We start from the raw sequence: 25,684 nt of genomic DNA on the forward strand, positions 1-25,684 counted from the left end.
TGGAAGTGTGCAGTGACATTTCCAGACAGCGCCCGGCGCACGTTTTTGAGCAGGGCCAGATCGACCCTGTGGTGCACGTCGGGGATCCAGACCGCCTGAGGCAACTCCTCATCATCCTGATGGACAATGCGGCCAAATACACCCCTGTCGGGGGCACGGTGCGGGTGTCGTTGCAGGAATTGCCGCACCTCATCGAAATTCAGGTGTCTGACACCGGTATTGGCATGGCTTCCGGGGACCTGAATCGGGTGTTTGAGCGCTTCTACCGGGTGGACCAGCGGAACAACAAACATGGAGATCCCGGGGGAACAGGTCTGGGGTTGCCCATTGCGAAGTGGATTGTAGAAGAGCACGGGGGCAGCATCCACCTGGAAAGTGAACTGGAAAAAGGCACCACCGCCGTGGTCCGCCTGCCGGTGCACGTCTCCGAGATCTTCTGAGGGATCTTCATCCCGGACCCTGTCCTGTGCCTGGTGGCCTTAGTGAAGGTGCCCTCAGGAGGGGCATTGTTGAACTAAAAAGGAACCATGTCTGCATCTGTGAACCTTTATCCCACCTTTGAACAGGCCATCCATTCTGAACTCCCCTTCCGGCAGCACCTCAGGTTTCTGCGCATTGAGGTGACAGCTGTTTCCCTGGGGCAACGCATTGAGGTGCATCACATGGCCCCCTATGGACAGGTGCTGAAACCCACCTACCGGCACACCACAGCGGTTTTCCTGCTGGCCGGAAGGGAGCTTCACCCCAGGATGGTCAGGGCCATGGGCAAACTGCTGGGTCACCCAGAAATTCTGGTGGAAACCTCTCCTGGAGGTTCCGCGGGACCTCAGGATTTCAACCTGGTGTTTCAGCCCTGAATGTGGATGTTCTGGACGTTCTCACTGTCTGGTGGTGCACCTTTTTCATGGCATACATCCGCCCATCGGCCAGTTTCAGCAGTCTCTGAGGGGTGTCTGCCTCCTGGGGGAAAAAAGCCATCACAAAGCTCACCCCTGCGGCGTCAAACCCGTCTTGATGCACCCGGTGGATCACTGCCTTCATCCGGGTTCTCAGGGTCCTCTGGCTGGTTTTGGGGAGGTGTTTCAACACCACTGCAAATTCATCTCCTCCCAGTCGGTAACACACGTCACTGATCCGCATGTGCTTTTTCAGTCCAGAAGCAAAACTTTGCAGCAATCCATCCCCCTGGGTGTGCCCATGGGGGTCCATCCCACCTTGTAAAGTCTGGGGATGCCATACACTCCCCCAACGGCCTGGGGTTGAGCATCAAGCTGAAGTTCTCCTGATGAAGTTGCATCTGGCTGACCTGCCAGAAATCAGCCTTTCGCACGGGCTGAGGAGTGGCTGTCAGGCTGCTTCTGTGGGCAGGGGTTTGCACTGCAGATCCATGAGGTCGCACATGCTGCGGCAAGGGAGGTGCCGAGTCTCAGCGCAACCGAAAAACCATCAAACACCAGGCCTTGCGTTGATGTCCCCATCAACCCCTGAAACTTCACTCCAGGTCACTCGTGGGGTTGACCAGACGGGAACTGGTGGTGAAGCTCTTCTGAAACCAGGAAGCTGGCCCGACTGAGGTCCAGCAGGTTTTCTTCAAAAGGCTCATGGTTCCAACCCATCCCCATGGGTCGGTACAGGTCAACATGCACCCCTTCCTGTTCACACTGGAACACCACCCTGACCCGACTGGAGCCATCTGAATTCCCCACCACCATCTCTTCAGACCCAGGTCCTCCCGTGTTCAGGCTGTATTCCGGACTGGGACAACGGGATTTCAGTTCGGCGTGAAAACGGCTCTTGGCGGACAAAATCTTGATTTCTCTGGGGTTCATGGTTCCTCCGGTTCAGGGTGAGGCAAAAGTGAAAAGCTGGGTTTCTGGTGGCTGAAACGCCACAATGCAGGTTGCTGGGGTTGATCGAGGCGGTTCCCGCAGACACCACGGCATGACCCACGCGGTCGAGGTTGCACCCGGATTGGACCTCCCCCTGGGTGCATGCAGGAATCCGTTTCCCTGAATGCGTGGACTCCTGCATGAACAGCTTTGATCCCTCATCCCTCCAGTTGCTTTCTTTGCTGGGTGTCCCACTGGCCCCGTTTGTGGGACAGCATCACTGTGGCGATCAGGCGTTCAAACACCAGGATCTGGCGGTAACCCAGTTGCTCGAACACCGAGGCCAGCATGATTTTGAGGCGGTCCCCAAAACGGGGGTAGCGTTGCACCATGAACCCCTCAATGCCCAGCGAAGCCAGGCTGATCAGCAGGCCATACAGCAGGGCCATCACCAGGAACAAAAGGGCGAACGTGCTGTTCAGGTGACCGGTCAGCAGCAACACCAGGGTCATCACGTACCCGACCACTTCCAGGATGGGGGCCAGGGCCTCAAAGAGGAGGTAATAAGGCATGCTGAAAAGCCCAATGCGACCATATCTGGGGTTCAGGAACATGGCTCTGTGCATCCACAGGGTTTCCAGCAGACCCCTCTGCCAGCGGTTCCGTTGTTTGCGGAGCATCCCCATGTTGGTGGGAACCTGGGTCCAGCAGATCGGATCCATGTTGTAACGCACCTGGTACTTCTGCTTTGTTTCCCGCATGTACCGGTGGAGGCGCACCACCAGTTCCATGTCCTCGCCCACCGTGTCGGTGCGGTAGCCTCCCACCTCCAGCACCGCTTTTCTGGAAAAGAGTCCGAAGGCACCCGAGACAATCAAGAGCACCCCCATCACGCTGAAGGTGGAGCGTCCAGCCAGGAAAGCACGGGTGTACTCCACCACCTGAATGCGTTCCAGCCATCCTTTTGGGGGTTCCATTTCATGCACCACATCGTTGTGGAGTTGGGAGCCGTTCATCACCCGCACGGTGCCCCCCACTGCAATCAGCTGGTCGTCTTCCAGGAATTGCCTTGCCACCCTGAGGAGGGCTTCGGCGTCCAGAATGCTGTCGGCATCCACGGCGCAGAACAGCGGTTTGGAGGCGTGGGTGATCCCCACGTTGAGGGCGTCCCCTTTGCCTCCGTTTTCCTTGTCGATCACCAGCAGGTTGGGGTACCTGCTGCAACGGTACACCCCGTGGACGGCCTGGGTGGGCAGGGTGCGGGCCGGAAACTCCTCGCTCCTTTGCAACTGAAACCCATCCAGCAACACCTGCAGGGTGTGGTCGCTGGAGCCGTCATTGATCACGATCACCTCAAACTCTGGGTAATTCAGGCCAAGAAAAGCCCGCACCGAAGACGCAATGGTGCGTTCCTCATTGAACGCGGGCACCAGCACACTGATCGGGCGGTGGTACCCCTGTTCCAGCTGGGACTTCATCAGGTTCTGATGCCCTCCCAGGGCCGTGCGGACCATTTCCTGGGAGGCAATCAGCACACTGATGGCATAGATGCCGTTGAGCAGCACAAAATAAGCAATGATCAGCACTTCGAGCACAGAGAGCAGGGGAAGAAAATCCATGGTGTTTCACCTCAATTTCAAATGCCATCCGGTCTGGATGTTCAGAACACCAGCAGGTGCTGGTGGGCCATGTCACGGGCGTAAGGGTCATGGTGGTGCAACTGGGCGTTTTGCAGGGTGTGCAGGCCGTCCGGGCCTCTTTGCATCAGGGCCACAGCACTGTTGTGCCTGACCCACCAGGAGGCATCCGCAAGGCCGTCATACAGCACCTGCAGCACCCGGCGGTCTTGCAGGCTGGCACTGGCCCGCACCGCCTGGGCCCGCACGAACCACACCGGGTCCGTCACCATGCCCATCACGGTTTCGCTGCCCACACCCGGAAGCACCCCCCTGAGGGCAAGGACTTTCAGGCTGGAGGCCCGAACATCCGGGTCTTTGGAATCCAGCAACTCCAGACACTCGGCCTCACAGGCGGTGGTGTCAATGTAGACCAGAGCATGCAAAGCCAGCAGTTGCAGGCGAACCGAAGGATCTTGCAGCAGGTGCTGGATCAAGGTGGTGCCCTGTTCTCCCAGCAACACCAGCACCTGTTCCAGACGCCCTGAACTGAATTGTCCTCCCACAAACACTTCGGTGAAGGTGCGGGCCACCAGGTCCCCTGGGGTCCTGTTCACCCCCATGGAGCGGGCCAGGGCAGCGAAGGCCAGAAAAGCGACCTCAGGATGGGAGGCGTGGCGGGAGGCCTCAAGATGAGGGTGGGTTTTTTCTTCACAGAGCAACATCCAGCGTTCCAGCACCTGGATTTTGTTCAACACCGGTCCTCGACCTTGCAGGGTCCTGACATCTGCAGCGAGCAGGCCACTCTGGTCGTACAGCTGTCCAATTCTGCCATGCTGGTCCAGGTGAAACCCTTTCAGGCTGAGCAGGCCCTCTGCAGCCAGCGGGTCCCGGGTGCTGGGGGTGGGAGCCTGGTTGAACACCACGGCATTCCACACGGCAGCCCACCTGTCCAGTTGCTGGTTTCTGTGACGCTGCCGGTTCTCACTGTAAGCAAAGAACGATGCCTGATAGGCCACCGTCAGCACGATGCAAACCAGGACCATCACCATCAGCAACACCAGCACCTGATAGATCAGGCTGGCTTTCTCTTCCAGGGTGGGCATGAGCAGCACGTAAATCAATGCGGCCAGGGTCATCACCACCGTCACAGCCATCAGCAACGACACCAGGCTCAGGCCATTCCATCCAAGGGTTCTCCACATGGTTCTCCTTCAGCCCTGAATCCAGTCAGGGGCCTTGCCCCTGCTCTGGGTGACAGCACCAGAAGAGGGATTTTTGTGAGGGAAGGTCGGTCCAGCCTCTTCACAACACTTCATGCACCACCCGGCCAAAAACCATCATCTGCTGACCGTCATGGGTCAGCAGGATGTCCCGGGCTTGCAGTTGCTCTGGTCTTGTGGACGTGCGCACCGCCAGGGTGAGTCCCCCTTCTTCCCAGGCTTTCAGGTGTTCTTGCAGGATCACGCTCACATCACTGAAGGAATTCAGGTGCTGCAAGAGCTGAAAGCGTTCCATGTCACGGGCCAGCACCTGATCCTGGAAATGCACATGGGTTTCAATCAGGCCCACCGCATGCAGTTGTTCCAGTGCAGCATCGAGCTGCTCCGGACGAAGAATGCAGATCAGGAACCCCTGCGGGTAAACAGGACTTTTTTTCATGTTTTTCTGACCGCTGCAGGGGGGCTGAAAGTACGGCTGAACAGGTGCTCAAACCCAGCCGTCATGAGGTGCAGGTTCAACCAGTGGCCTCCGGGCATGCGGAAGTACAGTTGCCCGAGCAGGGTGAACGCCACCTGCACCTCCACCCTGCGGGAAGGGCTTGAAGCATTCAGCAGGTCCTGAATGTCGTCGTGCAACTCGAGGTCTTCAAGGTCTCTGGGATGGTAAGCAGGATTCTCGGATCGGAAAAACACCTGGAGGGTGCCGTCTGAATTTCTGTTGCAGGACACGTCTCCCGTCAGGTGAAACGCCTGCTGCACTTGCGGCGCAGCAAAGACCGCCTGCACCCGTTTGCTGGCCTCTGGCACGTCCTCTTCAGGAAGGTTCAGAAACAGCATGGGCGGGACGTTCTTTTCAAATGTCATGAAGCTGTTCATGTCTTTCTCCCTGGTGCGCCCGGCACACTGGAATCGTGGCTGGGGTCATGAAAAGGGGAAGTCTCCCGGGGCTTCCGGAATGAAAGGTGGTTTGTTCCTTTCCAGTCGTACAGGAGGGCGAGTCCCACCCCGAAGTGCAGCCACATGTTTCCCCTGGAGAGGGGCAGGTCCAGCAGAGAGGGGGTGAGGATGCCCAGCACGGCCAGCACCAGGAAAAAGAACCCCAGGCTGGCGGAAACCGTGTGGGCCGTCTGGTCGCGGGTCAGCACCCCGCCCATCAGCAGGATGGCTGAAAGCAGGTAAACCCACACCAGGGTGAGGTTCACCGTGAAAACCTCAAAGAGCTGGCCTGAACCGGCAACCCTGAAGGTGGCGAGGATGCTCACTCCCATCAGCAGCAGGGCCACCCAGGCATCGAGTCGGCGGGTGATGTGTCTCATCAGGTCCTTCCTTTCTTCTGTTCAGCACTGAAGGAGATGCAGCCCCTGAGGGGTTCAGGGCATCCATGCCACAACAGCACAAGCGTGTGATTTCACAGGGGGAGGTTTCCATGACTCCATGGTCGGTCTTGCCTGTTACCAGACGGTTACCCTGCCTGAGCCGGGCTTCAGCAGCAGGTAACCGTCTGGTAACATCCCGACGTTAAGGTGAAAAGGCACAGGGGAAAGGCTCCTCTGCCCTCACCCTTTCAGACTCAGGAGGATCACATGAAAGCACTCTGGATTTCTCTGGGAGGCACCCTGGCCGGTGCCATCCTGATTTACTTTGCTCTGGGCTGGTACCACACCTTTCAGGAGGCCCGGCGTCAGCTGAACGCTGCAGTTGAAGACAAAGATCAGGGCCAGCCGGACGGCCTGCAGCAAAGACGCCTGCCCCGTCCGGTTCCTCTGGCCTGAATTTCATTCTTGTGATTCACCAGGAGAACGCCTTGCGGTTGAAAGCAAGGCGTTCTCTTTGTTTCTGGTCAGGTTTCGAACAGGGCCTCATCCAGATCCCGCTGACCACACCACTGTCGAAGAACACAGCTCCGCTCAAGATCCAGCAACTTTGGGGTGCAGGGATGGGCAAGTGTGTGGTTTTGTTTGATGTCCTCTGCGAGTTGCTGGGTTTCCGGCATGGGGGTGTCTTGCACTTCGGTTCTTAAAAGCAAGACAAACCGGCGGTAATGCTCGATGGCATCAAACTTGCTGTACTTCTGGGTCAGGCAACGCATCAGGTCCTGATGGTGGTGTTCCCCGAGGTAGGGATCGGCGTGCAGGGCCTGCTGCCGGGCCGCAATGGAGTCTTTGCAGTCCAGGCGTTCACACAAGAGACGGGCCAGATGCAGCAGGGCGCGGGCCTGTTTTCCCTGCAGGTCTGCCCGCATGGCCAGCACCCATTCACTGCTGAGTTCACACAGGTAGAGGCCCTGGTAGTGCTCCAGGGTGTCTTGCAGAACTTGCAGTTGCAAGGCAGGGTCGGTGTGACGCCGGGCAGCATTCAGACCAGAGCGGAAGCGTTGCACATCGCTGCCCTGCACGATGAGGTCGTTGAGGCGGTAAACCCCCTGTTCTTCCAGCACACTGTCCTGGGCTTGCAGGGCCTGACGGATCCGAAAGACCGTCACCCGGAAACGGGTGTTGATCAGGGTGCCGGGCTCCACGTTCCACACTTCACGCACCACCTGATCGCGGGTGCGGCCTGCGGGATGGGAAAGCAGGTAAAAGAACACCTCCCTGGCCCCCTGAGCATGCCACTGGGGTTCATGACCGTTGAGCAGCACGCGGGTCACCCCGAGGGTGTGCACCTCCAGGTAGAAGGGTTGTGCCTCAGTGGGCTGGATGGGAGGGGAAGCATTCACCAGGCCTCCTTCACCGTTGCAACGGGTCCTAGCGTTTGACCCGCACGTGCTCATGCACCAGCGGAGGAGAGGTGACTCCAAAAAAAGCCCGGTCAAATTGCATGGCGGCTTCCTGCAGGCCCTGCCAGGGTCCATCGAGCAGCCTGAACCACATCTGACCCATTTCGGTGAACCTCACCTGAATTCTGGCCTGGCGGGTGCCCGGGTGGGCATCCGGAACGGCATGGGCCATGTTCAGGTCGACAAGGTCCCCGGAACGGTAATTCGGGTTTTCCGTTTCAAAGTTGACGAGAATGGTTCCGTCTTGCAGCAACTGGTAGGCGGGAATGCCCGCCATGTGGAAGCAGTGCTGGATGGCGGCCTGCTTGAATTGTTCTTGCAGGCGGAAACACAGCCCGGGGAAATTCTGCAGGGTGACGGTGAGCTGATCAAGGGGGTACAGGGTGTTCGTTCGTGAAATCATGGTGTCCTCGGTTCAGAAGAAAGGGCACCCAGGGTGCCCAGAATTGTGGTGGCAGGTGGAGGGGCTTCAGCTTTTCAGGGGGGAACCGCTGTCCTTCTGGGATCTGGGTTTCAAGGCAGGACGGGACCTGGGGACCATGGGTGGGTCCTCAGGGGCGGGTCCGGCTGGGCGGTGCTGGGGTTCAGTCACCGGCTCCAGGGGAAGAACGGGAACCGTGGGTTCAGGTTTGGGGTGGGTCATGGTGACCTCCTCGAATTTGAAAATGAAGCAGATGAACATGAAGGTTTTCATCCAGAACGGCCCATTGCATCGGCAGGCTTCATTCCTGCTGCAGGGGTGCATGAAGTCATGCAACGCTGTTGGTCTGGTGGTTCAAATCCATCATAGGTCCTCCTCATGAGCAGGGCATCCGGGAATGATTTTGTCGCTGGAATTGCTTCAAAACACCAATCTCAACAAGTCATCTGTTCTTCCTGAAATCGGTCAACGTCTTCTTATTGTGGGTCGTGAATTTAAATTGAGAAGAATTGTTTCTCGGGATGCAAAATCATGAAGCTGGTTTTTGAGTTTGAACCTGAACTGAAAATAAAGTCCCGGTCCTGGCAATTGATGGAGAATGAGCTGCATCCGCTCAACAGGCTCACCTGAAAAAAGAAAATGCATGATACCCTGAAACATGAACAGGTTCGCGATGGACCGTGCAAAAAAGGAATTTCTGGAAGGAACCGGCTGCAGCAGTCCCGCACAGGTCATCGAGTTTGGCCTGAAAACCATGCAGGACTGGCTGATGTGCCTGGACCGCTGCCGGGAAGAGGCCCATGCCCTCAGGCACCCACCAAAACCCCAGGGCAAACCTGTGGGCCGTCCCAGAATGTCCAGAACGTGACCCCACACCCTTCTGAAACCCAGGTCATGGTGTTGCTGGGGCATTCCGCTGGGAGATGCTGTCCTGACCAGAACTCCCGAGGGTCGAGCTGGTGGCTCAGAGCCAGTTGTGCCCGCTGACAACACCCCAGGAACCCACTCCCAGTCTTCTGTTGTGATGCCAGTGTCCCACCACCTGTGGGGCCTTCACCACCCTCCGGGTGTCCTTGATGGGCTTGCCGATCAGAATGAACAGCCGTTGTTGAGCCTCTACAACAAGTGATGTCGGGGTTAAGGTGTCGTAGCTGTCACCAGCGGATCACCACCACGCAGATTTATGCGCAGACCAGCCTGAGAGGCATGACGGAGATGTACATGCAGGCCTTACAGAAGTCCTGAGAAACGTGTTCTCAGACGCATCAAAAAAAACCTTTTGAAACAGAATGCGGTCAAATCGACTGAAAAGTGGCTCCCTTCAATGCCTTTGTCCAGATGCCAGCAGGTGAAACCACCTGGTTTCAGGGTTTCGACTCCACGATGCTGCGCAATTCCCACACCAGCGCTCCCAACTGGAAGTCCTGGTGGTACACATGGGCCTGCACCACCTGAATTCCGGCCTCTTTCAACTTCTGGATGCGCTGGGTTTCCGGTTCGCCAAACGACACCAACACCACCGCCAGGTTGCACCTGTGAAAGTACAGGTCCACCATCACCCCCTGCAGTTCGCAAGGCCCCTCGGGTTGCTGGTCCTGGAAGGCTGCAGTGAGGATGTCCATGACCTGCCGTTCTGCAGGCAGGTACAACCACCCGGTTTGCCCCTGTCCGCTCATTTGACCGACCCCTTCCAGCAGCCTGTCCAGGTCTTCTTGCCGGATCGCAGGAAGGAGGCGGCTCTTGCGGCCATCGGCCATCTCAAATTGCAGGCGGGTGTGGGGAACAAAGTCCAGGCCTTTGGTGGCCAGCAGTTGCTTCCACACTTTCCCAGGGTGGGTGAAGCCCAGCTGGGAAAGCGCCTGGTACACCGACACATGCCCTTCTTTGACCTGCAGGGGAGCCATTCCCACAGTGTAAGGGAAGACCACCCTCGGTGCAGCCCCTGGAACCCCGGCATTTCAAAGCCCACCTTCACCCTCCCGTCTGGAGGGGGTGGTCCAGAAAGGTTCGGATGCGTTCCATCAGGAGGGTGCGCAGGGTGATGCGTTCCTGATGCAGGAGCTTGCCCAGCTGTTTTTCCAACTGGTGTTCCAGTTGGTCCATGCGGGACTGCTGGCCCAGGTACAGGGCGAGTTGCCGTTGTTCTTTGCTTTGTGGGAGCGCTCCAGCAGGCAGGGGTTCAATGGTGAACTGACTGGCCTGCTGTTCCAGAAAGGCCCGCCGGGTGGGGTCGATGCTGCGTCCCCGGCCCATCAGCCGACCTCTGGGGAGCAGTCACGTTCAGGGCCAGTCTGGCTGGCGGCACTCCACTGTTGGTGTTCGTGCTGCAGGTCCAGCAAGAGTTTCATGCTGATCCCCCAGCAACGTTCGATCTTGAGGGCCAGGTCAGCGGTGAGGGGCCTCTGGCCTTCCATGATGTGCTGGAGGAGGTCTTCCGGGCATCCCAGCTGTCGGGTGAAGCCCTGGAGGGTTTGCTGTCTGCTGGTGAGTTCTAATGTCAAATATTGACCGATGGACACGGGGGGACCGTGCCTGGCGTCTGTTGGATTTTGCATTTCAAGCCTGTGCTTTCCTGTCACGGGGCTGCTGGGTCCCAGAGACCAATGGGTCAGAGGGATGGAAGCATGCCTTAAAAGAGCAGTGAAAGAACCGGAGTGATGTTCAATTCAGTTGTAAGGTAAGACACCTGTTTTCATTGTACACCCTGCCTGTGATGGGCAGGTGAAACGGTCAGGGGGAGTGGGGTTGAGTTCCATGGTGTCGAAGTGACCTCGTCCCAGAGGGCAATAAAAGCCTACTTTATCCCGGGTGCCACGGACGACACTTTAACCCCTGGTAAGCGTTTGAGGAACCCACATGCTGGTCCCAAGATGCTTCGGTAGGGGAGCGACGTTCTGTGGGATATACAGGAATCAATAGGAGGAGTGTGATGCCCAGAATTCAAACCGGAACCTTGAAGATGATCAGGTCTTTTTGGATCCCAGGCCCTCAATCGGAAGGACAGCCACACCATGGAAGAGGTGATTTGTTGGGTCCCTGACCCTGAACTGGTTGGAGTCATCATGGCCGCAGAAGGAGAGCTCACAACAGACAAATCTCACGGAAATTGATCCCTGATCAACCCCTGATCTGCCCTGACTCAGAGGACAGCCATCCACCGCATTGATTCATTGCCTGCAAAGATGACGGTTTGCCTCCGCAGGCTTCAGGTGCAGGTGAGACCATGGGACATGCATGACTTCAAAGTTGCCTTCTGGAAAGACCACCTCACTGAACACCTGAAGGGTGTCGCTGAACACCTGGAAAGCAACGGATATTTCTTTGTGTGGAGGGACGCCACGGAGGCTGTGGTTCATCCTCTCCGGCTGGTTCACCCCGGAACCCGTCCTGGGGAAGCCGTGGCCTGCGAAGTGTGGCATGAGGACCGTTGCATTCTAAGGTTCTCCCGCTTCGCTTTTGATGATGGTGTGGGTGCGTTGATCAACCAGATGGTGGTCGACGTCCAAAAAACAGTACAGCAGGCCTGAGGAGGACGGACCTTCGGGTTGAAGGGAAGCCTGAAAACCCGTTGCACCTCAGGGCTGGGTGCGGTGCTCTCGGGCTTCCCGTAGCGCTTCAAGAATCACCTGCTCGGTGTCCTGCGGTCCCAACAGCGGAACGGCCAGCGCTTCAATGTCCGTCAATTTGGTGCGAATGTCATGGTCAGCGAGGCCCACCTGCATCTGGCGGTGGCGGGCATACTGGTCTTTGAACCGCAAACGGACAATTTCGGTGAGCAGTCGGCGCAAGGTGGAAAGCAACAGATCGTTGTTCATGAGACCTTCAGAAGTGATTTGTGAAAGCCTGGGAAAAACCCAGCGTTCTGGGATTGATTTTGTATCTGTGCAGACACCTGGGTGCACTGCAACACGAGGAACATACTGCTGCAGTGCCTGCCACAGGAGCATCAGGACCCACCCCAACTGTCCCCTATGTCATCTGACAGAGAGGGCAGTTTGTTGGCTTGCGGTGCCCTGCAAGGTGGAGGCTCTGGGAGCCAGGGCGTAAATGCACATGCGGCCCACGAATCGTCCATGCAACCATCCTCGCTGGCGCATGGCTTCCAGGGTGGCTTCAACCTCTTGTCGTTTCAGGTTTAGCTGACGGGACACCAGGAAAGCAGTTTCACTCTTTCCTCCCTGAAACCAGCGCTTGAGCCCTTCAAACCAGTCTTCCCGAACCAGTTGCACATCGAAGGTGAACCTGCGTTTGCTGTACCTGATGCTGCCACGCGTGTCGGACTGAACGAGTCCTTCGGTGATCAGGTCATCCATCACCAGATGCACATTGATGGCCGTACAGCCCAGAGCATGGCGAATCTCGACTCCTCCCACAGATTCGTTTTCGTCCAGCAGGGCAAGCACGAGGTTTCGGTGGGTTTCGGTGGTGTTCCAGGGTGCAGTCAGGTGCATGGAATCCTCTGTTGGTGGGTTCCGGTTGTGCTGGACCGGGAGGCGAGATGACCTGCAAAGGCCATCTGGAGGATTCGAAAAGTTGTGAGCATGCATCAGAAAGTTCAGCAGTTTTGCCTTCAATCATCTGCAGAAATCTGAAATCTCATGATAACAAACGCACATGAGAAGCAGGATTTTAAAATGATCTTGTATCTCAAAAATCTCTGTTTGCTATTATTATTTTATTGTGTTAAACTACATTCCTTCCAAGGACGCCAAAATCAACACGGCACAGGTTTTTGAGTGCGGTGTTTTTTGTTTTTGAGAGGGAAAAGAGAGTACATCATGGCTTCAGGCACCGTCAAATGGTTCAACGCAGAAAAAGGATTCGGCTTCATTTCACACCAGGGCAACCCCGATTTGTTCGCCCACTTCAGTGCCATCAAGAGCACCGGATTCAAAAAACTCAACGAAGGCGATGAAGTCGACTTCGACGTCCAGCAGGGCCAGAACGGCAAAGGCCCCCAGGCCACCAACATTGTGGTGACCAAAGCAGCACCCGAAGGCTCCTACAACAGTCGTCCCCAGCGCTCAAACAGCTGGTAAGGCAACCACTAAACTGGAAGTGGACCGGTTGCCCGGTCCACTTTTTCCTTTGGTCTTCTGGAATGTCCAGGACACAAAATGAGGGTCCATGGTGCAGTCGAATCTGCACTTGAACGGCCCAGGACTTTGTGACACAATCTCTAAAATCTTCAGGAGAAATAGTGGCCGACATTCACCCCCCAGACACCCTCAGCACTGTGCCTCCCACCCCTGCGGGCCTGCTGTCGAATCGAGAAAAAGACACCCTGATTGAACGGGCCTTCACCGGGCTGTACCGCTGGTACACCGCACGCAGTCAGGAAACCCGCAACTGGAATGCCGACCTCAGCTTCGACTGGAGAAGCCTCAGAGCCGACCTCCCCGAAGACGTGATCACGGTGATTCAAGGTTTCTTTGCCGTCGAGCAATATGCCCCCGATTACACCAGTGAACTCCTCAACCTGGTCCGCGCCTCCCACGGACGCAGCCACTTCCAGATGCGCTGGGGCAGCGAGGAGGAGAAACACGCCGACGCATGGGAAAATGCCGTTTTGTTCTCCCGCCAGCGCACCCCCGAGTGGATTCGTGAATACAAGGAACGCCTGAAAAGCAAACAGTGGGAACTGCCCTTCCCGGATGCCATTCACAACCTGGTGTACACGGTGTTTCAGGAACGGGCCACCCAGCTCAATTACCTCAACCTGATGAAGATCGCGCAGGGGAAAAGCGACAAACCCCACCTGCAGGGGGTGGAAGATCCCATTCTGGCCCAGGTGGCCCAGACCATCGCCATTGATGAGGCCGCACACTACAACTTCTTCCTGGAGGGGGTGAGGCTGTACCTGTACTACTACCCCCAGAAGACCCTGGAAGCCATCAAGAACGTGATCGGTCAATTCAGCATGCCCGCCCAGCAACTCGTTCCAGACTGGGATCACTTCTTCGAGACCGTGTACAAGGCCGGGATCTATGGCCCCAGAGATTTCTCCAGGGATGTGATGCAGGTGGCTTTCCGCAACCTGGGCATCGAGAGCCGCAAGAAGCTGGAAGAGGGCATCAAGAAAACCCGCGAGGTGCCTGATTTCGAAGGGGAACAGGCCCGTACCACCATCATCTGGGACACCTTCGACTATGGGGCCATTGAAGGGGACGTCAAACGCCTGCACGTCAAAATTCAGGATTACGAGAAAAAAATCGGTCTGGATGAACTGGACCCCACCGAGTTTGTGGAAAACCCTGAAGTCCCCAGAGCCAAACCCGGGGAGTGAAAACATCAAAAAGGCAGAACTTTTCAGTTCTGCCTTTTCAATTTGGAGGTTCAGGCGCGGGTGTTTCTGGGCCTGCTTGAGGTTTTCTTGAGGGGCTGGGGTGGGTTTTTGAGGGCTGCGGCTTCATCGCGGCAGTGGTCCAGGCAGAGGGACCATTCTTCAACGGTTTTCAGTCCTGAACTGATGGCCTGGTCGGGGCTGCTGAATGCTGTTCCGGTCAAGAATTCTCGTTTGGCACGCGCTAGAACAGATTCACTCATGACTTTATTGTACCATGTTCAAGCTTCTGCCGGATGAGTGTTCCTGAAGGAACAACAACTAAAATCCGTGTGCAACACAAGAAAATCAGCGAAACAGGTCTGGCCTGTTGCAAAAGAAGCCACAACTGCAGTGAAAACACAACAGCTCACACGCTGACCGGCAAACAGGCCGCTGACAGCACCTGCTGAAGACGGGACAGGTTCTTGTTGGGCACCAGCAAAACAAAGCCCTGCACCACATTCCCGGAGAGTTGCAGCATGAAGAGTTGGTGGGACTGCTTTTCAGCAGCGGTCTGCATGATGCAGTCCACCAGGTCTTCCTCATCCTGAGGCTCATGCCCTTCAGTGATGCACCGAAAGACCTCCCGGGCGACCCTCAGGAGTTCAGGACGGGAAAAGCTTTGAAAGCGGGGACCGAACGGCTGGTGGAGGTCAGCGAATTTGCAGCACTTCAAGGCGACTTCTGGGGGAACGCTGTAGACGTGGTGGGTGGGCATGGGATGCATGGTGCTCCAATTCCGGCACTGTCTCCAGGACCTGACCTCAGTATGACGGATGGGGTGTCACATCATGCACCAGAAGTTTGTGAAATGACCTTCACATGAAGCCCTGCTCAAGGTTCAGGGTCCAGTTTGTGGATCAGATGCCCAGAAGGGACAACCTGGGGCTGCTGGTGGCCCATCAACGATCCGTTTGAGGAGCACCTGATGCTCTGTTACTTTTTGAGGAAAACCCGTCCAGTGGGACATGCGAGCATCGGAGGCAAAATGGAAGCCCCCAGAAGAACCCAATAAAGTGGAGCAACCGTAGAAAAAGGGATGTGCACCACCCTTCTCTGAACGATGGTCCCGCACTCCGGGTGATGGGTGAGGAGACACCTGAAAGACCAACGATGAAAGCCAAAAAGGACTTCTGTTCTGGCCTCCGCCCCCTTGAGGTTGCCCCCTGCCCTGAGGCACATCATCAAGGTGGCACTGGGATCAGCCTGTCCGCTGGATTGTCCTGCAGGGACCACTGGAGGTTTGCAGTGACGCCGCTACTGGGCCAGGGTGTTCAACCTGCCACCAGCCTTTTAACCTTGTGGCATGACAGCCTCCATCCCAGCTCAGGTTTTCGGTCTCACCTCCACCCAGCGGCATGAATTCCTGAAGTTCCCGGATGTGGATGATTTCGTGCTGGGTCGGTACTACCAGCTCTCTGGCTCCGACCTCCGGCTGCTCTCTGACCTGGAAGACCCCATTCAGAAACTCGGGGTGGCGGTGCTGATCACCGTCATGCGACACCTTGGCAGGATTGCCATGACCCTGACCATTCCAGAGGTGGTGCTTTCCGAAGTGGCCCTGCAGTTGGAGTGTGATCCAGTCCTGTTCCAGACCTATCAGAAAGCCTGGAAGAAGCACGGCAAGGAACACACCCGGCAAGTCAAAAACCACCTGGGTTACGTGTCGTTTCAAATCCACCACCGTCAGGAACTCTTGCAGTTCATGCATGACCGGGCCCACCACACGGACATGTGGTTCCCCTTGATGGTGGATCTGGTGGAGGAACTCCGCCGAAGGCGCATCCTGATGCCGAAAATCGGTGTGCTGGAAAGCATGATCCAGGAAGCCCTGGTGTTCGCCCGGAACTTTGCTTTTCAGATCCTCACCATGGGCCTGAGGGACAACCACCTGGCAAAGCTCGATGCCCTCTTGCTCCCTGATCCCAGGTACCGCAAGGGAAAAGGCACCACGCTGGGCTGGCTGAGGGATTTGCCTGTGAAAGCCAGTGGAAAGAACGTGCTGAAGTGCCTGGAAAAACTGAAAACCTTGCGGGAACTTTTGCTGCCCTGGCAACCGAGGGAATTCATTGCCAAGAACCGCATGGACAAACTCACCCGTGAAGGGCGCACCCTGGACACCTACCAGCTCTCGGATTTTGAGCCGATGCGCCGCCACGCCATGATTGCGGTGATCCTGATGGATGTGGAGGAGACGCTCACCGACCGCATCCTGGAAGACCACCGCAAAATCATGCTGGGGAGCTTCCATGCGTGTGAGAAGGAACACCTGGGGAAAATCCTGTCCCATAAGACCACCATCACCGAGTCGTTGAACCTGACCTACACCATCGGCAAGATTTTGGTGGCTGCCAAGGAAACTGGAGAAAATCCCCTGCCAGAGATTGAGGGTTTGATTTCGTGGGAGGACCTGGTGCGTGTGATGGAGGCCTCCAGGACCGTCACCGAGCAGAAGATGCTGGACAGCCTGCACCTTTTGAAAGGCCAGTACCGGAAATTCAGGAAGTATGCCCGGAAGATGCTGGCTTCCTTTGAATTCCAGGCGTCCAGCACCAGTGAGGACCTGAGGGAAGCCCTGGAGATGCTGGCGAAGCTCGGCAGGAAGCGCAAGTTGCCAGAGGTTGTTCCGGTGTCTTTTGTGTCTGGTCGCTGGGAACGGTATGTGTTCACGGATTCGGGCATCGACCCGGTGTATTACGAACTGTGCGTACTGAATGAACTCTCTGCAGCTTTGGGTTCAGGGGACATTTTTGTGGAGCACAGCAAGAAATTCTGTGATTTTGAAGCCTACCTGCTGCCCAGGGACCGCTGGCGGGCTTCCCTGAAGACGTTTCCACCCCTGGTCCCCCTGTCTTTCGATGAATTCTGGGAGGAGGCCAGCAAAGGACTCAGGGAGGTACTGGTGGCCACCGACCGGGCCTTGAAATCCGGGGACCTGCCAGAAGTGCGGGTGGAGAACGGTCAGGGGATTGTGGAGCCCCTCAAACGGGAGCAAGAACTTGCGGATGCAGCTGAAGCATGGTCGGAAGTGCTCTACGACATGGTGCCGCCCATCAAGATCACGTCCCTGCTGCTGGAGGTGGAACGCCGGGTGAAGACCAGCAAGGTGTTCACGCACCTGAACCTGGGGAACACCGCTGAGGATCTGCATCTGCTCTACAGCGTGATTCTGGCGGAGGGCACCAATCTGGGGCTGGCCAAGATGGCTCAGGCATCCAGTCGCACCGAGGTGAAAAAACTGATCTGGTTGCACGAATGGTACATCAGAGAAGACACCTATCTGGCGGCCATGGCCGAACTCACCAACTTTCAACTCCAGCAGCCTCTGGCACAGCATGGGGGTGAGGGTACCCATTCTTCTTCAGATGGGCAGCGGTTCAAAACCGCCCAGAAAGCCGAAGGTACGGGGGTGTTCAATGGGCGGTATGGCCGGGAGCCGGGCCTGACGTTTTACACCCATGTGTCGGACCAGTACAGTCCTTTTTTCGTGAAAGTCATTGCGAGCACCGACCGGGATGCGTTGCACATCGTGGATGGCCTCCTGTACCACCAGAGCGATTTGAGGATTGAGGAGCACACCACGGACACCCATGGCTTCACCGATCCAGTCTTTGCCATCACCCACCTGCTGGGGTTCCGTTTTGCTCCAAGGATCAAAGGGATGAAGGACCACAAGATTTTCACGCCGGAGAAAATGGATTTTGAGGTGCTGAAACCTTCAGTGGGCGGCAGGCTGGACGTGGAGCTGATCCGCCAGAACTGGGAAGAGATCCTGCGGGTGGTCACCTCCATCCGGGCGGGGCATGTGACGGCCTCGGTGATCCTGGCGAAACTCTCGTCTTACAGCCGCAAGAACAGCCTATACCGGGCCATCACGGAACTGGGCAAATACTACCGGACCCTGTTCATGCTGTCGTGGTGGAAGGACCCGGAGTTGCGCCGCCGGTCGAATTGGAATTTGAATAAGGGGGAAGCCCTGAACAAACTCAAAAAGATCCTGTTCTTTAACAACCTGGGAGAGTTGCGTGCCCGTGATGTGACAAATCAGGCGAAACGGGCGAGCGGGTTGAATGTGCTGGTGTCGATGGTGAGCGTGTGGAACACGGTGTACTTGCAGCGGGCCACCCTGCACCTGGAGTCGGAGGGGACAGTGATCCCGCATGAAATCCTGCAGCGGATTTCACCTCTGGGGTTTGAGCACATCAACCTGACGGGGGATTACGTGTGGCGTCAGGAGGATTTGCCTTTGGAGGGGGAATTTTTGCCACTGAGACTGAAAAAGAAGTAAAAATTCAGGTGGTCTCACAACCCGTCTCTGAATTATAATTTCAAAACCCTCGTGCTCTGACGGGTTATGAGACACTTGAAGTAGATAAAACCCATTCTGAGTCAGGCAAAACCTTAATTGCGTCAATCTTGGCATTCACCCGATTTCGGTCATAAGGGCTGGGAGTAGGTCCATGCGGCTTTGAGGGCTTCTTTGGAGCGGGTGACGGTGGCCAGATCTTTGATGTACACCCACTTCCTGGGCTCATCCTGGGTCAGCATGATGATCAGGTCTTTGCCCACGTAAATGGCTGCTCCTTCCATGCTGGGGGTGTTGAGGTACCGCACGTCCGCCCCGAGTTTCTTGAGGGCCTGGAAGCGGGGTGCGGCCCCTTTGGAGGTGATCACCTGCAGCTTGATGCGCTTGGCTTTGAGTTGCTTGGTGATGGCTTCTTCGGCTCCAGGGAACTGTTCTCCGAGCAGGGTCACTTCGCCCTGCAGGAACTGTGGAAATTCACTGTTCTTTTTGATTTCCCCCATCTGGATGGGTGGGGGGATGTTGTTGAGGTCAGCGGTGGTCTGGGCAAGGGTGCTGGTGGTGAGGGTGAGCAGACTGGCAACGAAAACCATTTTCGACAGTTTCATTTGAAGATCCCCCAGTAATCAAAAACGGGTGTCCCGGTGACACGCGGGATGGGATAGCCTTCCGGCACGGAAACCCATCCGTGCTGGGTGCGGGGTCCGGTGTAGGGCATGAAGTAAGGGGCGATGGGAATGGGGATGGGCACGGTGTACACGTCCGTCACCGGGCACGGGAAAGGGATGGGGATGGGCCAGCCGTAGCAGGTGCCCCAGTGGGTGTGCTCGATGGTCCCGGTGGCCCAGAAGACGATGCGCCGGGCAGGTCGGTCTTTGAGTTCCTGAGGCAAGGTCAGGGTGTCCCACGTCTGCCACGCCTGAAAGAAAGTGGCGTACCCGAAACGCTCATACAAACTGGGCATGCGAGGCTCCAGCCTGCGCTTGAACTCTTCGAGCTTCCAGCTGCCTGGAGGGCTTTCCAGCACGTTCTTGGTGCCAGGCAGGGTGAGGATTTGCAAGGCCTGACTCTGGGAGCTGCTGTAATACAGTTCGGTGAGGGGTTTGTTGGCATCCCCGTTCTCCAGGTGGTCCCGGGCGTACTGGGGCAAATCCCAGAACTGTTTCAGGTCCACTTCGGTGTTCATCACCGGGGCGATCACGGCCCCCTTGCCGTACAGGTAACTGTTCCACCACAAGGGCTGGAATTTGATGTCTGTGATGCCCGGCGAGAGGGTCTTGGTGGTGTCTGCAACGTACTGCGGGATGTACTTGCTGTGGGCGTGCTTGATGGCGTCCTGCACCCGCCGTTCGGCCCGACCCCGGTCAAAGAGGAGCGGTCTGGGTTCCCCTTCCCCGTCCCCACCTTGCAGGCAGAGACGGGTGTAACCCACCAGACTCTGATCCCAGCAGGTGCCAGGCAGGTACATGGGAATCAAATCCCAGGGCATGCCGTCGCAGAAATCACTGTTGTTCACCACAGGCACAAGAGAGTAGTAGCTGTTGTCCAGCCAGAACTCCCTCTTAAAGTCGGTGAAGTCCATTTTGTCTTTCAGGTAGTCGGGCACGAAACCCTGCAGGTTGTGCACGAACGCCTTGGGGGTGTGGGTGGTCATGGAACCAGGGAAGTTGAACCAGCACCTCAGTGGCACTTCGGTGAGCTGGTTGAGTTGCACATGCACCCTCCACCAGTACCGCTCCTCGAAACGCTGCCAGTCGCGCCTCAGTTGCCGTGCAACTTTTTCGGAGGCTTCCACGGTGGTGAAAGGAACCGTCCACTCGTACTGGGGGCACTTGCTGAGGTCCAGTTTGGTGGTCGGGGTGCCTTTTTCCTTTTTCTCCTTCTCGATCTGCAGACGGGTGTCCTGGCAGTCATCGTAATTCTCGAAGAATTTCTTTTTCTGCTCGGTGGAAATGACATGCATCACAGGAAGTTTCCCATTTGTGGCTTTCTCCAGACGCAAGTCCTGCATGCTGAATGTGTTGGGCGGGTTGTACTGGGGATCAACGGTGTTCACATCCTGGTCTTTGTTTTCGGCGTAACCGACCCCCAAAGCGAAGAGAGCGTAAGCCATGCTTACGCTCAAGACCAGGAGCTTCCTGGCTTTCACTCAACAATCACCACCTTTTCAAACACGTAGCTCTCAGGGGTGCTGACGTTCTTGAAAGGCCATTTCAGGTTGTATTCGAGGTCGTCGGTCTTCTTCAGGAAGGTGAATTCACCACTGAGGGTCTTTTTGGGAGAGAGGGTGAGCCTGGAGGGTGCGCGGGTGTGCTTGATGGGCACCTGATGGCCTGCGAGGTCAAACAGGGCCAGTTTGGTGGGCTGCACCCACAGACTGAAATTGTTGCGGTTCTCCAGGGTGTACTTGACGGTGACGGTTCCATCGGTGTTCTGCTGGGCAGAAAGCTCACTGGCAACGGCGGCCTGAGTACTGCTGGTGCCATCCTGGGCACTGGAACTGAGGATGCTCACATCCAGGGCGCTGGCGGCGGCCTGTGCGGATGTGGCCACACTGGAAAGGGCTGCATCAGCTGTTTCAGGGGCATCTCCAGCGTCATCCAGCACTTTGTACACCCGGGTGCCACTGGGCTGGTTTTTCACGACAATGTGAAACATCAGCACCCGGTCATCCCCAAGGGTCACCATCAAATCCCCATTGCCTTTTTTGACGAAGGTGTCAATGAAGAGGATTTTGTGGTTTTCCATCAGGGACAGCTTGTAGTCATCCATCCGAATGATCATCGGGGTGAAACCGGTGATTTCCTCCGGGAACTGGATGGCCACCTTGTACTGGGGGCTGACCACGATGGTTTGAGGGCGTTTGATGAGCTGCTCCTGTTTCAGCTCCATGTAGTAGGCTGCGGGTTGAGCGGCAAGGGCAGATGACAGGCAAAACACCGCTAGGGCCGACAAAGACATCTGTGAAAGTTTCATACTCCTTGAGGATACACCATTTTTCACCTTTTGTGAAAGTTTCATACTTCTTGGAGCAAAAAAAGATGTACCAGATTCACTCATCATCAAAATCCGGCGCACTGAGAACACCTCCTGCAGCTCGCTTCATGAAACTGGAGATCTCGTCTTGCAAACCCTCGGTGTCCTTGTGCACCACTGGACTGACCGGAGGGGCTTCTGTTCCCATGGTTGGGGCCAAAGGCAGGCCTTCAAGCCCTTCATCTTCGTCTTCATCGGTGGCCTGGGACTGGGTGCCCACTGCAGGCGGTGGGTATTTCTTGGCTTTCTCCCACTCCGGCAACACAAACGGTTCCATCCGGTAACCCGCAATGAGCGGAAACTCGTTGGACTGCACGATCACCCGTCCACCGGGCAGGGTTCTGGCGCTTTCCACAGTGATGAGTTCCTTGGCGGTCAACCCCAGAGAGTCAGAAGAACTGTCGTTGCCTTCCGACTGCCGGGAATCTTCCACCATGAACTTGCCGCTCACTGCAGACATGTACTTGGCGGTCCCTTCGTCCTTGGGCGTGAAGAAAATCTTTGTGTGGGTGTTGGATTGCACGGTTTCCATGCCTGCAGCACCATACAGGGTCTCCAGCTGGGACATCGACTGAATGTAAATGGCGGTGATCATGCCACGTCCGGCAACCGTGGCGGTGAGCTGGGGCAACTCCGGCACGGTGATTCGTCCAGCTTCATCGAACACCAACAGAATCGGCTCAAACTTCTTCTCAGGGTGCAGGTCGTAATTTCGGATGATGGATTCCACAATCGACAAAATCACCACACTGAAGCTGTTCACCGTGTACTTCAGGTCAGATTCACGGAACACCAGGTAGAGGCTGCTTTTCTTCTCCACCAGGTCAGCGGCCCGGAAGTCCTGCCCACCCGTCATGGTGAGGATGCCATTGCCGAACAGGTACACCATTTTGGTGATCAGGTTCATCCAGGCGTTGTTGAGGAATTTGTCTGAGCCGTAACTTTCCCAGTTGTACTTGTGGGGGGCTTCCCCCAGGAACAGCCGCACGAAACCCCTCACCGACTTGTTTTTGGTGGCAGAGTAGATGGTGGTCATGCACTCTTTGATGCCCAGGTTCAGGCTGTCCCGCACAAAAGGCAGCACGGGCTTGTTCAGCAGCTTTGCAGTTTTCACAATCGCAAACAGGGCGAAGGTTGCACGCATGGCAAACGCACTGTTCGACCCATCAGCCTGCGGGTTCAGCAGGGCCGTGCAGGAAGCCAGCAGCTGCTCATCCGTCTCCCGGTCCATGAAGGGGTCGTACTGGTTGGTGTACGTTCCAGTGCTGGGATTGAGCACGTAAACATCCTGACCCATCACCTCTTTGCGGTAACCTGCAGTGGTCTGGTAAAACTCGCCCTTGATGTCCACCACAATCATGGAGCCTTTCCAGTTGAGCAAATTGGCAAAGATGTTGAGGCCTTTGCCGCTTCTGGATGGACCCACCACCAGCAGGTGACCCACCTCCTTGCGGCCTGCCACACCAGGTCGGAGGGCAATCATCTTGTTGTAAGCGAAGCCCAGCAAGATCTCATTTCCTTTGCGGTTTTCCACAAACAGTTCTTTGATCTCCTGCTCTGTGGCCCAGTGGGCGTTGTAAGGCGGCTTGTAGAACGCATCTTTGCCGTTGAAGAACAACAGCACAGCCAGGGCGAACGCAGCTGCACCAAAATACACCGCCGTGTTCCCCACGAACAGCAGGTTGTAGAAGATCAAAGCCACACTGGCATAGATCAAAAGCATTTTCAGCATGAACAGGGGGTAACGGACTATCATTGTTTCACCTTCGCCATGGCCAGGGTTCCAGCAGGCTTGCTGGTCGATTTCTCTTTGAGTTCATCCACACGTCCAGCGGCCACCCGGACCTGTCTGCGGTACGCCGTTTCAGGCTTCCAGATCCGGGCATACCACCAGAACACCGCACCCAACACGAAGTTGGTCAGATGCACAGCTTTCAACCAGTCTGGAATCTTCCAGGACTGCAGATAAACATTGGCACATGCCTGCTGTCCTTCACCAAAACACTTTGCCAGATACTTCATCACATTCATGGGCTCCCCATACTGAACAAGGTACTGGCGCTTCACCGAATCCAGCACTTCAACAGCGCTGTTGAAGAAATCACTGGCACCCAGCAGAATCGAACTTGAAAGCAAAACCACGCCTGTTAACATCAACCATTTTGGCCTCAAATCTACATGCATTTCTCGCAACCTCCTACATGTCGAAATCCATCGACATTTTCTTACGCTTGTTCTGCTCCTCTTCACGCCTTGCTTTTTCATCCTGATCTTCCTGCCCTGTGCTTCCCACCCCTTTCTTGAGTTCTCTGTTTTGCGACATGGAACCTCTCACAGCATCCTCCTGACTTTTCAACTGCGCCTTCATTTGTTCTTCCAACCACCTGCGAGGAGCCATGTGCAAATCACGGTCTTTTTGAAGCATGGCCGACTCGGTGAATCGATCACCAATCATGCGCAGTTTGTAGAAGTCTTCACGCTCCAGCTTGTTGTTGGTCAGAATGATCACATGCACATGAGGGTTGCTGGTGTGACCTTTTTCTCCAGCATGGGCTACCGCTACATAGCGGTCATATCCAGCCTCAGCCATCACTTTCTTGGCCCAGTCCTTGATGGTTTCCTCACCCATGTTTGCACCAGGACTCAAAATCACCCGGTAGGCAAACTGTTGCTCATTCATCCCCTTACCCAGATAGTTGTGTACATCCTGAGGAACCATTTCACTGTGAGCACCATTGAACGCTGTTCGGAACTTCTCTTCACTCTCTCCCTCCATGGGTCTGAACATCATGTAATTCGCAGCAGCAAATGTGCGCTTTACACCACCAGACCACTTCCCCTTCTCCCCACGCACACGACTGAACCGGGCTTTCACCACCGTCCTGGTGGGTTGACCTGGTGCTTTCCTCGCAGTGAACTTCGACATGCTCCGGCGCAAGCCCTGCGTCCTCATGGCAGAAAGCCCAGAACGCACCACCTTGCCACGACCCAAACCCTCCCTACTCACCGTCCATCCCTTCCAGAATTGAATCCGTCAAATCCTGAATCTTGCGTTTCAGAGACGAAGCCGCACGGCCCCACATTTCGTTCCTCAAACCCTTCACCTCATCTCTCGACATCCCAAGGTCCTTCTGGGCGATCTCCTGAAGCATCTGCGCAGAAATCGACGACTCCATGGCAGTACGCACCATCAGGTTGGCCATTCGATTGAAATGCTTGTACATCGCCTGATCCACAATCGTCACCATCTTCGGAATCAGAAACGTCGCTGCCAGCTCGCTCTCCTGGTCATCCAGGGCACGAATCAACAACTCCTCCACCACCGTGGATACAGAGAGCTTGTTGGCCTGGGCAATCTTCTCTATTTTCTCCCTTACATTTGGGTCCACCCGGGCACCCACATGCTGCTTTTTCATAGGCACATTCTAACAACAAAAATACGAAACTTTCACACTTCAAGATATGGAACTTTCACACTCGAACAGGACGAAACTTTCACACCCTGGACCCCAATACTGGAGTGTGAACAGCAAATTGTAACGTTAACATTAATTCCATTTCCCAAACGCAAAAAAACCCCCCAAGTTCACCACCTTATCCTGCCCTACCCTTTTGTAGCGACTTTTTGGGCACCAAAAATCGTTACAAAAGGGTCAACTCCCCCCAGAAACCTCAGATGACGTAACCGCCTGGAGTGGGTGGGGTCCAGCGGACCCCCAAGCTCCAGGCGGCTCGAAGAAATGTCAGTGTGGAAGAACTCGGCAACAAAAAGACCCGTAGCGCGGGGGCATTCATGCCCCTAAGCTCGGGTCTATGGCAGTGTCAAGGAATGTGGGTGGTTCAGCTCCCTGCTGTGGGCTTTGGGCATGCCAGTGAACCGCTTCTTGGCAGGACTGGTGTTGTGTGCTCCTGTTGAGCCTTCCATCACTTCACCCTGGTCTGTTCACTCAGTTGCAGCCTGAGCACCAGGGCACGGCACTCACTTGTTTTTCTTCTTGCCGTTCTTGGCCTTCTGCTTCTGTGCCAGGTCCCTCAGGTTGAACTTGCCTGCTTCAAGGTCGGCTTTTGATGGGTAACGGCGAAGGGACAGGGGTTCGTTCAGCCGGGCATAGTGCTGAAGTTGTTGTTCTTTCCAGGTCTTGTATTGCTCTGTGT

General features: G+C 56.1%; 32 protein-coding genes. 8 read left to right on the forward strand and 24 right to left on the reverse strand.

Annotated features, from left to right (window positions below; translation table 11 throughout):
- Window positions 1-440: sensor histidine kinase (locus DC3_RS27105; protein WP_146891326.1), on the forward strand; the 440-nt coding region annotated here is incomplete at its 5' end.
- Window positions 441-527: 87 nt separating this feature from the next.
- Window positions 528-857, forward strand: a complete 330-nt coding sequence (locus DC3_RS27110; RefSeq protein ID WP_146891329.1) for a hypothetical protein — start codon at window positions 528-530, stop codon at window positions 855-857.
- Here the strand turns inward: DC3_RS27110 and DC3_RS27115 are convergent.
- The 7 genes from DC3_RS27115 to DC3_RS27145 form a co-directional block, all read right to left on the reverse strand.
- A complete protein-coding gene (locus tag DC3_RS27115) occupies window positions 835-1,209 on the reverse strand; it encodes a GGDEF domain-containing protein (RefSeq protein WP_146891332.1) in 375 nt (124 codons plus the stop codon). The two genes, DC3_RS27110 and DC3_RS27115, sit on opposite strands and share 23 nt — an antisense overlap.
- Window positions 1,210-1,502: 293 nt before the next feature.
- Window positions 1,503-1,829, reverse strand: a complete 327-nt coding sequence (locus DC3_RS27120) for a hypothetical protein (RefSeq protein WP_146891336.1) — start codon at window positions 1,827-1,829, stop codon at window positions 1,503-1,505.
- Between the two features lie 218 nt (window positions 1,830-2,047).
- Window positions 2,048-3,448: a glycosyltransferase family 2 protein gene (locus DC3_RS27125; RefSeq protein ID WP_146891339.1), complete on the reverse strand. Its 1,401-nt coding sequence runs from the start codon at window positions 3,446-3,448 to the stop codon at window positions 2,048-2,050.
- 41 nt (window positions 3,449-3,489) lie between these two features.
- A complete protein-coding gene (locus DC3_RS27130; protein WP_146891342.1) occupies window positions 3,490-4,650 on the reverse strand; it encodes a HEAT repeat domain-containing protein in 1,161 nt (386 codons plus the stop codon).
- Between the two features lie 100 nt (window positions 4,651-4,750).
- Window positions 4,751-5,107 (reverse strand): hypothetical protein, encoded by a 357-nt coding sequence (locus DC3_RS27135; RefSeq protein ID WP_146891345.1) that lies wholly within the window; start codon window positions 5,105-5,107, stop codon window positions 4,751-4,753.
- Window positions 5,104-5,544, reverse strand: coding sequence for a hypothetical protein (locus tag DC3_RS27140; RefSeq protein WP_146891348.1), 441 nt, complete (start codon window positions 5,542-5,544; stop codon window positions 5,104-5,106). Before DC3_RS27140 ends, DC3_RS27135 begins: the two co-directional genes overlap by 4 nt.
- Window positions 5,541-5,984, reverse strand: coding sequence for a DUF4383 domain-containing protein (locus DC3_RS27145; protein ID WP_146891351.1), 444 nt, complete (start codon window positions 5,982-5,984; stop codon window positions 5,541-5,543). Before DC3_RS27145 ends, DC3_RS27140 begins: the two co-directional genes overlap by 4 nt.
- Before the next feature lie 267 nt (window positions 5,985-6,251).
- Between DC3_RS27145 and DC3_RS27150 the strand changes: the two genes are divergently transcribed.
- Window positions 6,252-6,440 (forward strand): hypothetical protein, encoded by a 189-nt coding sequence (locus tag DC3_RS27150; protein WP_146891354.1) that lies wholly within the window; start codon window positions 6,252-6,254, stop codon window positions 6,438-6,440.
- A gap of 68 nt (window positions 6,441-6,508) precedes the next feature.
- Here DC3_RS27150 and DC3_RS27155 read toward each other — a convergent pair whose 3' ends face one another.
- From DC3_RS27155 to DC3_RS29430, 3 genes are all read right to left on the reverse strand, one after another.
- Window positions 6,509-7,384, reverse strand: coding sequence for an AfsR/SARP family transcriptional regulator (locus tag DC3_RS27155; RefSeq protein WP_186816296.1), 876 nt, complete (start codon window positions 7,382-7,384; stop codon window positions 6,509-6,511).
- A gap of 28 nt (window positions 7,385-7,412) precedes the next feature.
- Window positions 7,413-7,847, reverse strand: a complete 435-nt coding sequence (locus DC3_RS27160) for a hypothetical protein (RefSeq protein WP_146891360.1) — start codon at window positions 7,845-7,847, stop codon at window positions 7,413-7,415.
- 66 nt (window positions 7,848-7,913) lie between these two features.
- A complete protein-coding gene (locus DC3_RS29430) occupies window positions 7,914-8,087 on the reverse strand; it encodes a hypothetical protein (protein WP_186816297.1) in 174 nt (57 codons plus the stop codon).
- 436 nt (window positions 8,088-8,523) lie between these two features.
- On the opposite strand from DC3_RS29430, the gene DC3_RS27165 reads away from it, so the two are divergent.
- Entirely contained in the window at window positions 8,524-8,733 is a 210-nt protein-coding gene (locus DC3_RS27165) for a hypothetical protein (protein ID WP_146891362.1), read from the forward strand.
- 496 nt (window positions 8,734-9,229) lie between these two features.
- Here the strand turns inward: DC3_RS27165 and DC3_RS27170 are convergent, their stop codons facing one another.
- The 3 genes from DC3_RS27170 to DC3_RS27180 form a co-directional block, all read right to left on the reverse strand.
- A complete protein-coding gene (locus DC3_RS27170; protein ID WP_146891365.1) occupies window positions 9,230-9,769 on the reverse strand; it encodes a hypothetical protein in 540 nt (179 codons plus the stop codon).
- 67 nt (window positions 9,770-9,836) lie between these two features.
- Window positions 9,837-10,118: a hypothetical protein gene (locus DC3_RS27175; protein WP_146891369.1), complete on the reverse strand. Its 282-nt coding sequence runs from the start codon at window positions 10,116-10,118 to the stop codon at window positions 9,837-9,839.
- On the reverse strand, window positions 10,118-10,420 hold the full coding sequence (locus DC3_RS27180) for a helix-turn-helix transcriptional regulator (RefSeq protein WP_146891372.1): 303 nt from the start codon (window positions 10,418-10,420) through the stop codon (window positions 10,118-10,120). The genes DC3_RS27175 and DC3_RS27180 overlap by 1 nt, the downstream gene beginning before the upstream one ends.
- Before the next feature lie 675 nt (window positions 10,421-11,095).
- Between DC3_RS27180 and DC3_RS27185 the strand changes: the two genes are divergently transcribed.
- Complete coding sequence (locus DC3_RS27185) at window positions 11,096-11,392, forward strand: hypothetical protein (protein ID WP_146891375.1); 297 nt, start codon at window positions 11,096-11,098, stop codon at window positions 11,390-11,392.
- 48 nt (window positions 11,393-11,440) lie between these two features.
- Here the strand turns inward: DC3_RS27185 and DC3_RS27190 are convergent, their stop codons facing one another.
- Window positions 11,441-11,680, reverse strand: coding sequence for a hypothetical protein (locus DC3_RS27190; RefSeq protein ID WP_146891378.1), 240 nt, complete (start codon window positions 11,678-11,680; stop codon window positions 11,441-11,443).
- Between the two features lie 159 nt (window positions 11,681-11,839).
- Window positions 11,840-12,316: a hypothetical protein gene (locus DC3_RS27195; protein ID WP_146891381.1), complete on the reverse strand. Its 477-nt coding sequence runs from the start codon at window positions 12,314-12,316 to the stop codon at window positions 11,840-11,842.
- 327 nt (window positions 12,317-12,643) lie between these two features.
- Here DC3_RS27195 and DC3_RS27200 point away from each other — a divergent pair, with 327 nt between their 5' ends.
- Both DC3_RS27200 and DC3_RS27205 read left to right on the forward strand, forming a co-directional pair.
- Window positions 12,644-12,904 carry a cold-shock protein gene (locus DC3_RS27200; protein WP_146891384.1) on the forward strand — a complete coding sequence of 87 codons (261 nt, stop codon included), beginning with the start codon at window positions 12,644-12,646 and terminating at the stop codon, window positions 12,902-12,904.
- 161 nt (window positions 12,905-13,065) lie between these two features.
- Window positions 13,066-14,151, forward strand: coding sequence for an acyl-ACP desaturase (locus DC3_RS27205; protein ID WP_146891387.1), 1,086 nt, complete (start codon window positions 13,066-13,068; stop codon window positions 14,149-14,151).
- Between the two features lie 50 nt (window positions 14,152-14,201).
- Here the strand turns inward: DC3_RS27205 and DC3_RS27210 are convergent, their stop codons facing one another.
- On the reverse strand, window positions 14,202-14,411 hold the full coding sequence (locus tag DC3_RS27210; protein ID WP_146891390.1) for a hypothetical protein: 210 nt from the start codon (window positions 14,409-14,411) through the stop codon (window positions 14,202-14,204).
- Between the two features lie 146 nt (window positions 14,412-14,557).
- On the reverse strand, window positions 14,558-14,917 hold the full coding sequence (locus DC3_RS27215) for a hypothetical protein (RefSeq protein WP_146891393.1): 360 nt from the start codon (window positions 14,915-14,917) through the stop codon (window positions 14,558-14,560).
- Window positions 14,918-15,496: 579 nt separating this feature from the next.
- Between DC3_RS27215 and DC3_RS27220 the strand changes: the two genes are divergently transcribed.
- Window positions 15,497-18,478: a Tn3 family transposase gene (locus DC3_RS27220; RefSeq protein WP_146891396.1), complete on the forward strand. Its 2,982-nt coding sequence runs from the start codon at window positions 15,497-15,499 to the stop codon at window positions 18,476-18,478.
- A 149-nt stretch (window positions 18,479-18,627) separates the two neighbouring features.
- Here DC3_RS27220 and DC3_RS27225 read toward each other — a convergent pair whose 3' ends face one another.
- The 7 genes from DC3_RS27225 to DC3_RS27255 all read right to left on the reverse strand — a co-directional run bounded on the left by DC3_RS27225 (window position 18,628) and on the right by DC3_RS27255 (window position 24,945).
- Window positions 18,628-19,101 carry a hypothetical protein gene (locus DC3_RS27225; RefSeq protein ID WP_146891399.1) on the reverse strand — a complete coding sequence of 158 codons (474 nt, stop codon included), beginning with the start codon at window positions 19,099-19,101 and terminating at the stop codon, window positions 18,628-18,630.
- On the reverse strand, window positions 19,098-20,606 hold the full coding sequence (locus tag DC3_RS27230; protein WP_146891401.1) for a hypothetical protein: 1,509 nt from the start codon (window positions 20,604-20,606) through the stop codon (window positions 19,098-19,100). Before DC3_RS27230 ends, DC3_RS27225 begins: the two co-directional genes overlap by 4 nt.
- 32 nt (window positions 20,607-20,638) lie before the next feature.
- The gene (locus tag DC3_RS27235; protein ID WP_146891404.1) at window positions 20,639-21,469 is read right to left on the reverse strand and encodes a hypothetical protein; all 831 of its coding nucleotides are present in this window, start codon (window positions 21,467-21,469) and stop codon (window positions 20,639-20,641) included.
- A gap of 76 nt (window positions 21,470-21,545) precedes the next feature.
- Window positions 21,546-23,285, reverse strand: a complete 1,740-nt coding sequence (locus DC3_RS27240; RefSeq protein WP_146891407.1) for a type IV secretory system conjugative DNA transfer family protein — start codon at window positions 23,283-23,285, stop codon at window positions 21,546-21,548.
- On the reverse strand, window positions 23,282-23,713 hold the full coding sequence (locus DC3_RS27245) for a hypothetical protein (RefSeq protein ID WP_146891410.1): 432 nt from the start codon (window positions 23,711-23,713) through the stop codon (window positions 23,282-23,284). Before DC3_RS27245 ends, DC3_RS27240 begins: the two co-directional genes overlap by 4 nt.
- Before the next feature lie 13 nt (window positions 23,714-23,726).
- The gene (locus DC3_RS27250; RefSeq protein ID WP_146891413.1) at window positions 23,727-24,455 is read right to left on the reverse strand and encodes a hypothetical protein; all 729 of its coding nucleotides are present in this window, start codon (window positions 24,453-24,455) and stop codon (window positions 23,727-23,729) included.
- Between the two features lie 73 nt (window positions 24,456-24,528).
- Window positions 24,529-24,945 (reverse strand): hypothetical protein, encoded by a 417-nt coding sequence (locus DC3_RS27255; protein ID WP_146891420.1) that lies wholly within the window; start codon window positions 24,943-24,945, stop codon window positions 24,529-24,531.
- Window positions 24,946-25,684 lie beyond the last annotated feature (739 nt).

The sequence above is a fragment of the Deinococcus cellulosilyticus NBRC 106333 = KACC 11606 genome (genome assembly GCF_007990775.1).
Taxonomy (GTDB): domain Bacteria; phylum Deinococcota; class Deinococci; order Deinococcales; family Deinococcaceae; genus Deinococcus_C; species Deinococcus_C cellulosilyticus.

Coding starts and splice junctions, on each gene's coding strand:
- DC3_RS27110 (WP_146891329.1), top strand. CDS start 528: ATGTCTGCATCTGTGAACCTTTATCCCACCTTTGAACAGGCCATCCAT.
- DC3_RS27115 (WP_146891332.1), bottom strand. CDS start 1,209: ATGGACCCCCATGGGCACACCCAGGGGGATGGATTGCTGCAAAGTTTT.
- DC3_RS27120 (WP_146891336.1), bottom strand. CDS start 1,829: ATGAACCCCAGAGAAATCAAGATTTTGTCCGCCAAGAGCCGTTTTCAC.
- DC3_RS27125 (WP_146891339.1), bottom strand. CDS start 3,448: ATGGATTTTCTTCCCCTGCTCTCTGTGCTCGAAGTGCTGATCATTGCT.
- DC3_RS27130 (WP_146891342.1), bottom strand. CDS start 4,650: ATGTGGAGAACCCTTGGATGGAATGGCCTGAGCCTGGTGTCGTTGCTG.
- DC3_RS27135 (WP_146891345.1), bottom strand. CDS start 5,107: ATGAAAAAAAGTCCTGTTTACCCGCAGGGGTTCCTGATCTGCATTCTT.
- DC3_RS27140 (WP_146891348.1), bottom strand. CDS start 5,544: ATGAACAGCTTCATGACATTTGAAAAGAACGTCCCGCCCATGCTGTTT.
- DC3_RS27145 (WP_146891351.1), bottom strand. CDS start 5,984: ATGAGACACATCACCCGCCGACTCGATGCCTGGGTGGCCCTGCTGCTG.
- DC3_RS27150 (WP_146891354.1), top strand. CDS start 6,252: ATGAAAGCACTCTGGATTTCTCTGGGAGGCACCCTGGCCGGTGCCATC.
- DC3_RS27160 (WP_146891360.1), bottom strand. CDS start 7,847: ATGATTTCACGAACGAACACCCTGTACCCCCTTGATCAGCTCACCGTC.
- DC3_RS29430 (WP_186816297.1), bottom strand. CDS start 8,087: ATGACCCACCCCAAACCTGAACCCACGGTTCCCGTTCTTCCCCTGGAG.
- DC3_RS27165 (WP_146891362.1), top strand. CDS start 8,524: ATGAACAGGTTCGCGATGGACCGTGCAAAAAAGGAATTTCTGGAAGGA.
- DC3_RS27170 (WP_146891365.1), bottom strand. CDS start 9,769: ATGGCTCCCCTGCAGGTCAAAGAAGGGCATGTGTCGGTGTACCAGGCG.
- DC3_RS27175 (WP_146891369.1), bottom strand. CDS start 10,118: ATGGGCCGGGGACGCAGCATCGACCCCACCCGGCGGGCCTTTCTGGAA.
- DC3_RS27180 (WP_146891372.1), bottom strand. CDS start 10,420: ATGCAAAATCCAACAGACGCCAGGCACGGTCCCCCCGTGTCCATCGGT.
- DC3_RS27185 (WP_146891375.1), top strand. CDS start 11,096: ATGCATGACTTCAAAGTTGCCTTCTGGAAAGACCACCTCACTGAACAC.
- DC3_RS27190 (WP_146891378.1), bottom strand. CDS start 11,680: ATGAACAACGATCTGTTGCTTTCCACCTTGCGCCGACTGCTCACCGAA.
- DC3_RS27195 (WP_146891381.1), bottom strand. CDS start 12,316: ATGCACCTGACTGCACCCTGGAACACCACCGAAACCCACCGAAACCTC.
- DC3_RS27200 (WP_146891384.1), top strand. CDS start 12,644: ATGGCTTCAGGCACCGTCAAATGGTTCAACGCAGAAAAAGGATTCGGC.
- DC3_RS27210 (WP_146891390.1), bottom strand. CDS start 14,411: ATGAGTGAATCTGTTCTAGCGCGTGCCAAACGAGAATTCTTGACCGGA.
- DC3_RS27215 (WP_146891393.1), bottom strand. CDS start 14,917: ATGCATCCCATGCCCACCCACCACGTCTACAGCGTTCCCCCAGAAGTC.
- DC3_RS27220 (WP_146891396.1), top strand. CDS start 15,497: ATGACAGCCTCCATCCCAGCTCAGGTTTTCGGTCTCACCTCCACCCAG.
- DC3_RS27225 (WP_146891399.1), bottom strand. CDS start 19,101: ATGAAACTGTCGAAAATGGTTTTCGTTGCCAGTCTGCTCACCCTCACC.
- DC3_RS27230 (WP_146891401.1), bottom strand. CDS start 20,606: ATGGCTTACGCTCTCTTCGCTTTGGGGGTCGGTTACGCCGAAAACAAA.
- DC3_RS27235 (WP_146891404.1), bottom strand. CDS start 21,469: ATGAAACTTTCACAGATGTCTTTGTCGGCCCTAGCGGTGTTTTGCCTG.
- DC3_RS27240 (WP_146891407.1), bottom strand. CDS start 23,285: ATGATAGTCCGTTACCCCCTGTTCATGCTGAAAATGCTTTTGATCTAT.
- DC3_RS27245 (WP_146891410.1), bottom strand. CDS start 23,713: ATGCATGTAGATTTGAGGCCAAAATGGTTGATGTTAACAGGCGTGGTT.
- DC3_RS27250 (WP_146891413.1), bottom strand. CDS start 24,455: ATGTCGAAGTTCACTGCGAGGAAAGCACCAGGTCAACCCACCAGGACG.
- DC3_RS27255 (WP_146891420.1), bottom strand. CDS start 24,945: ATGAAAAAGCAGCATGTGGGTGCCCGGGTGGACCCAAATGTAAGGGAG.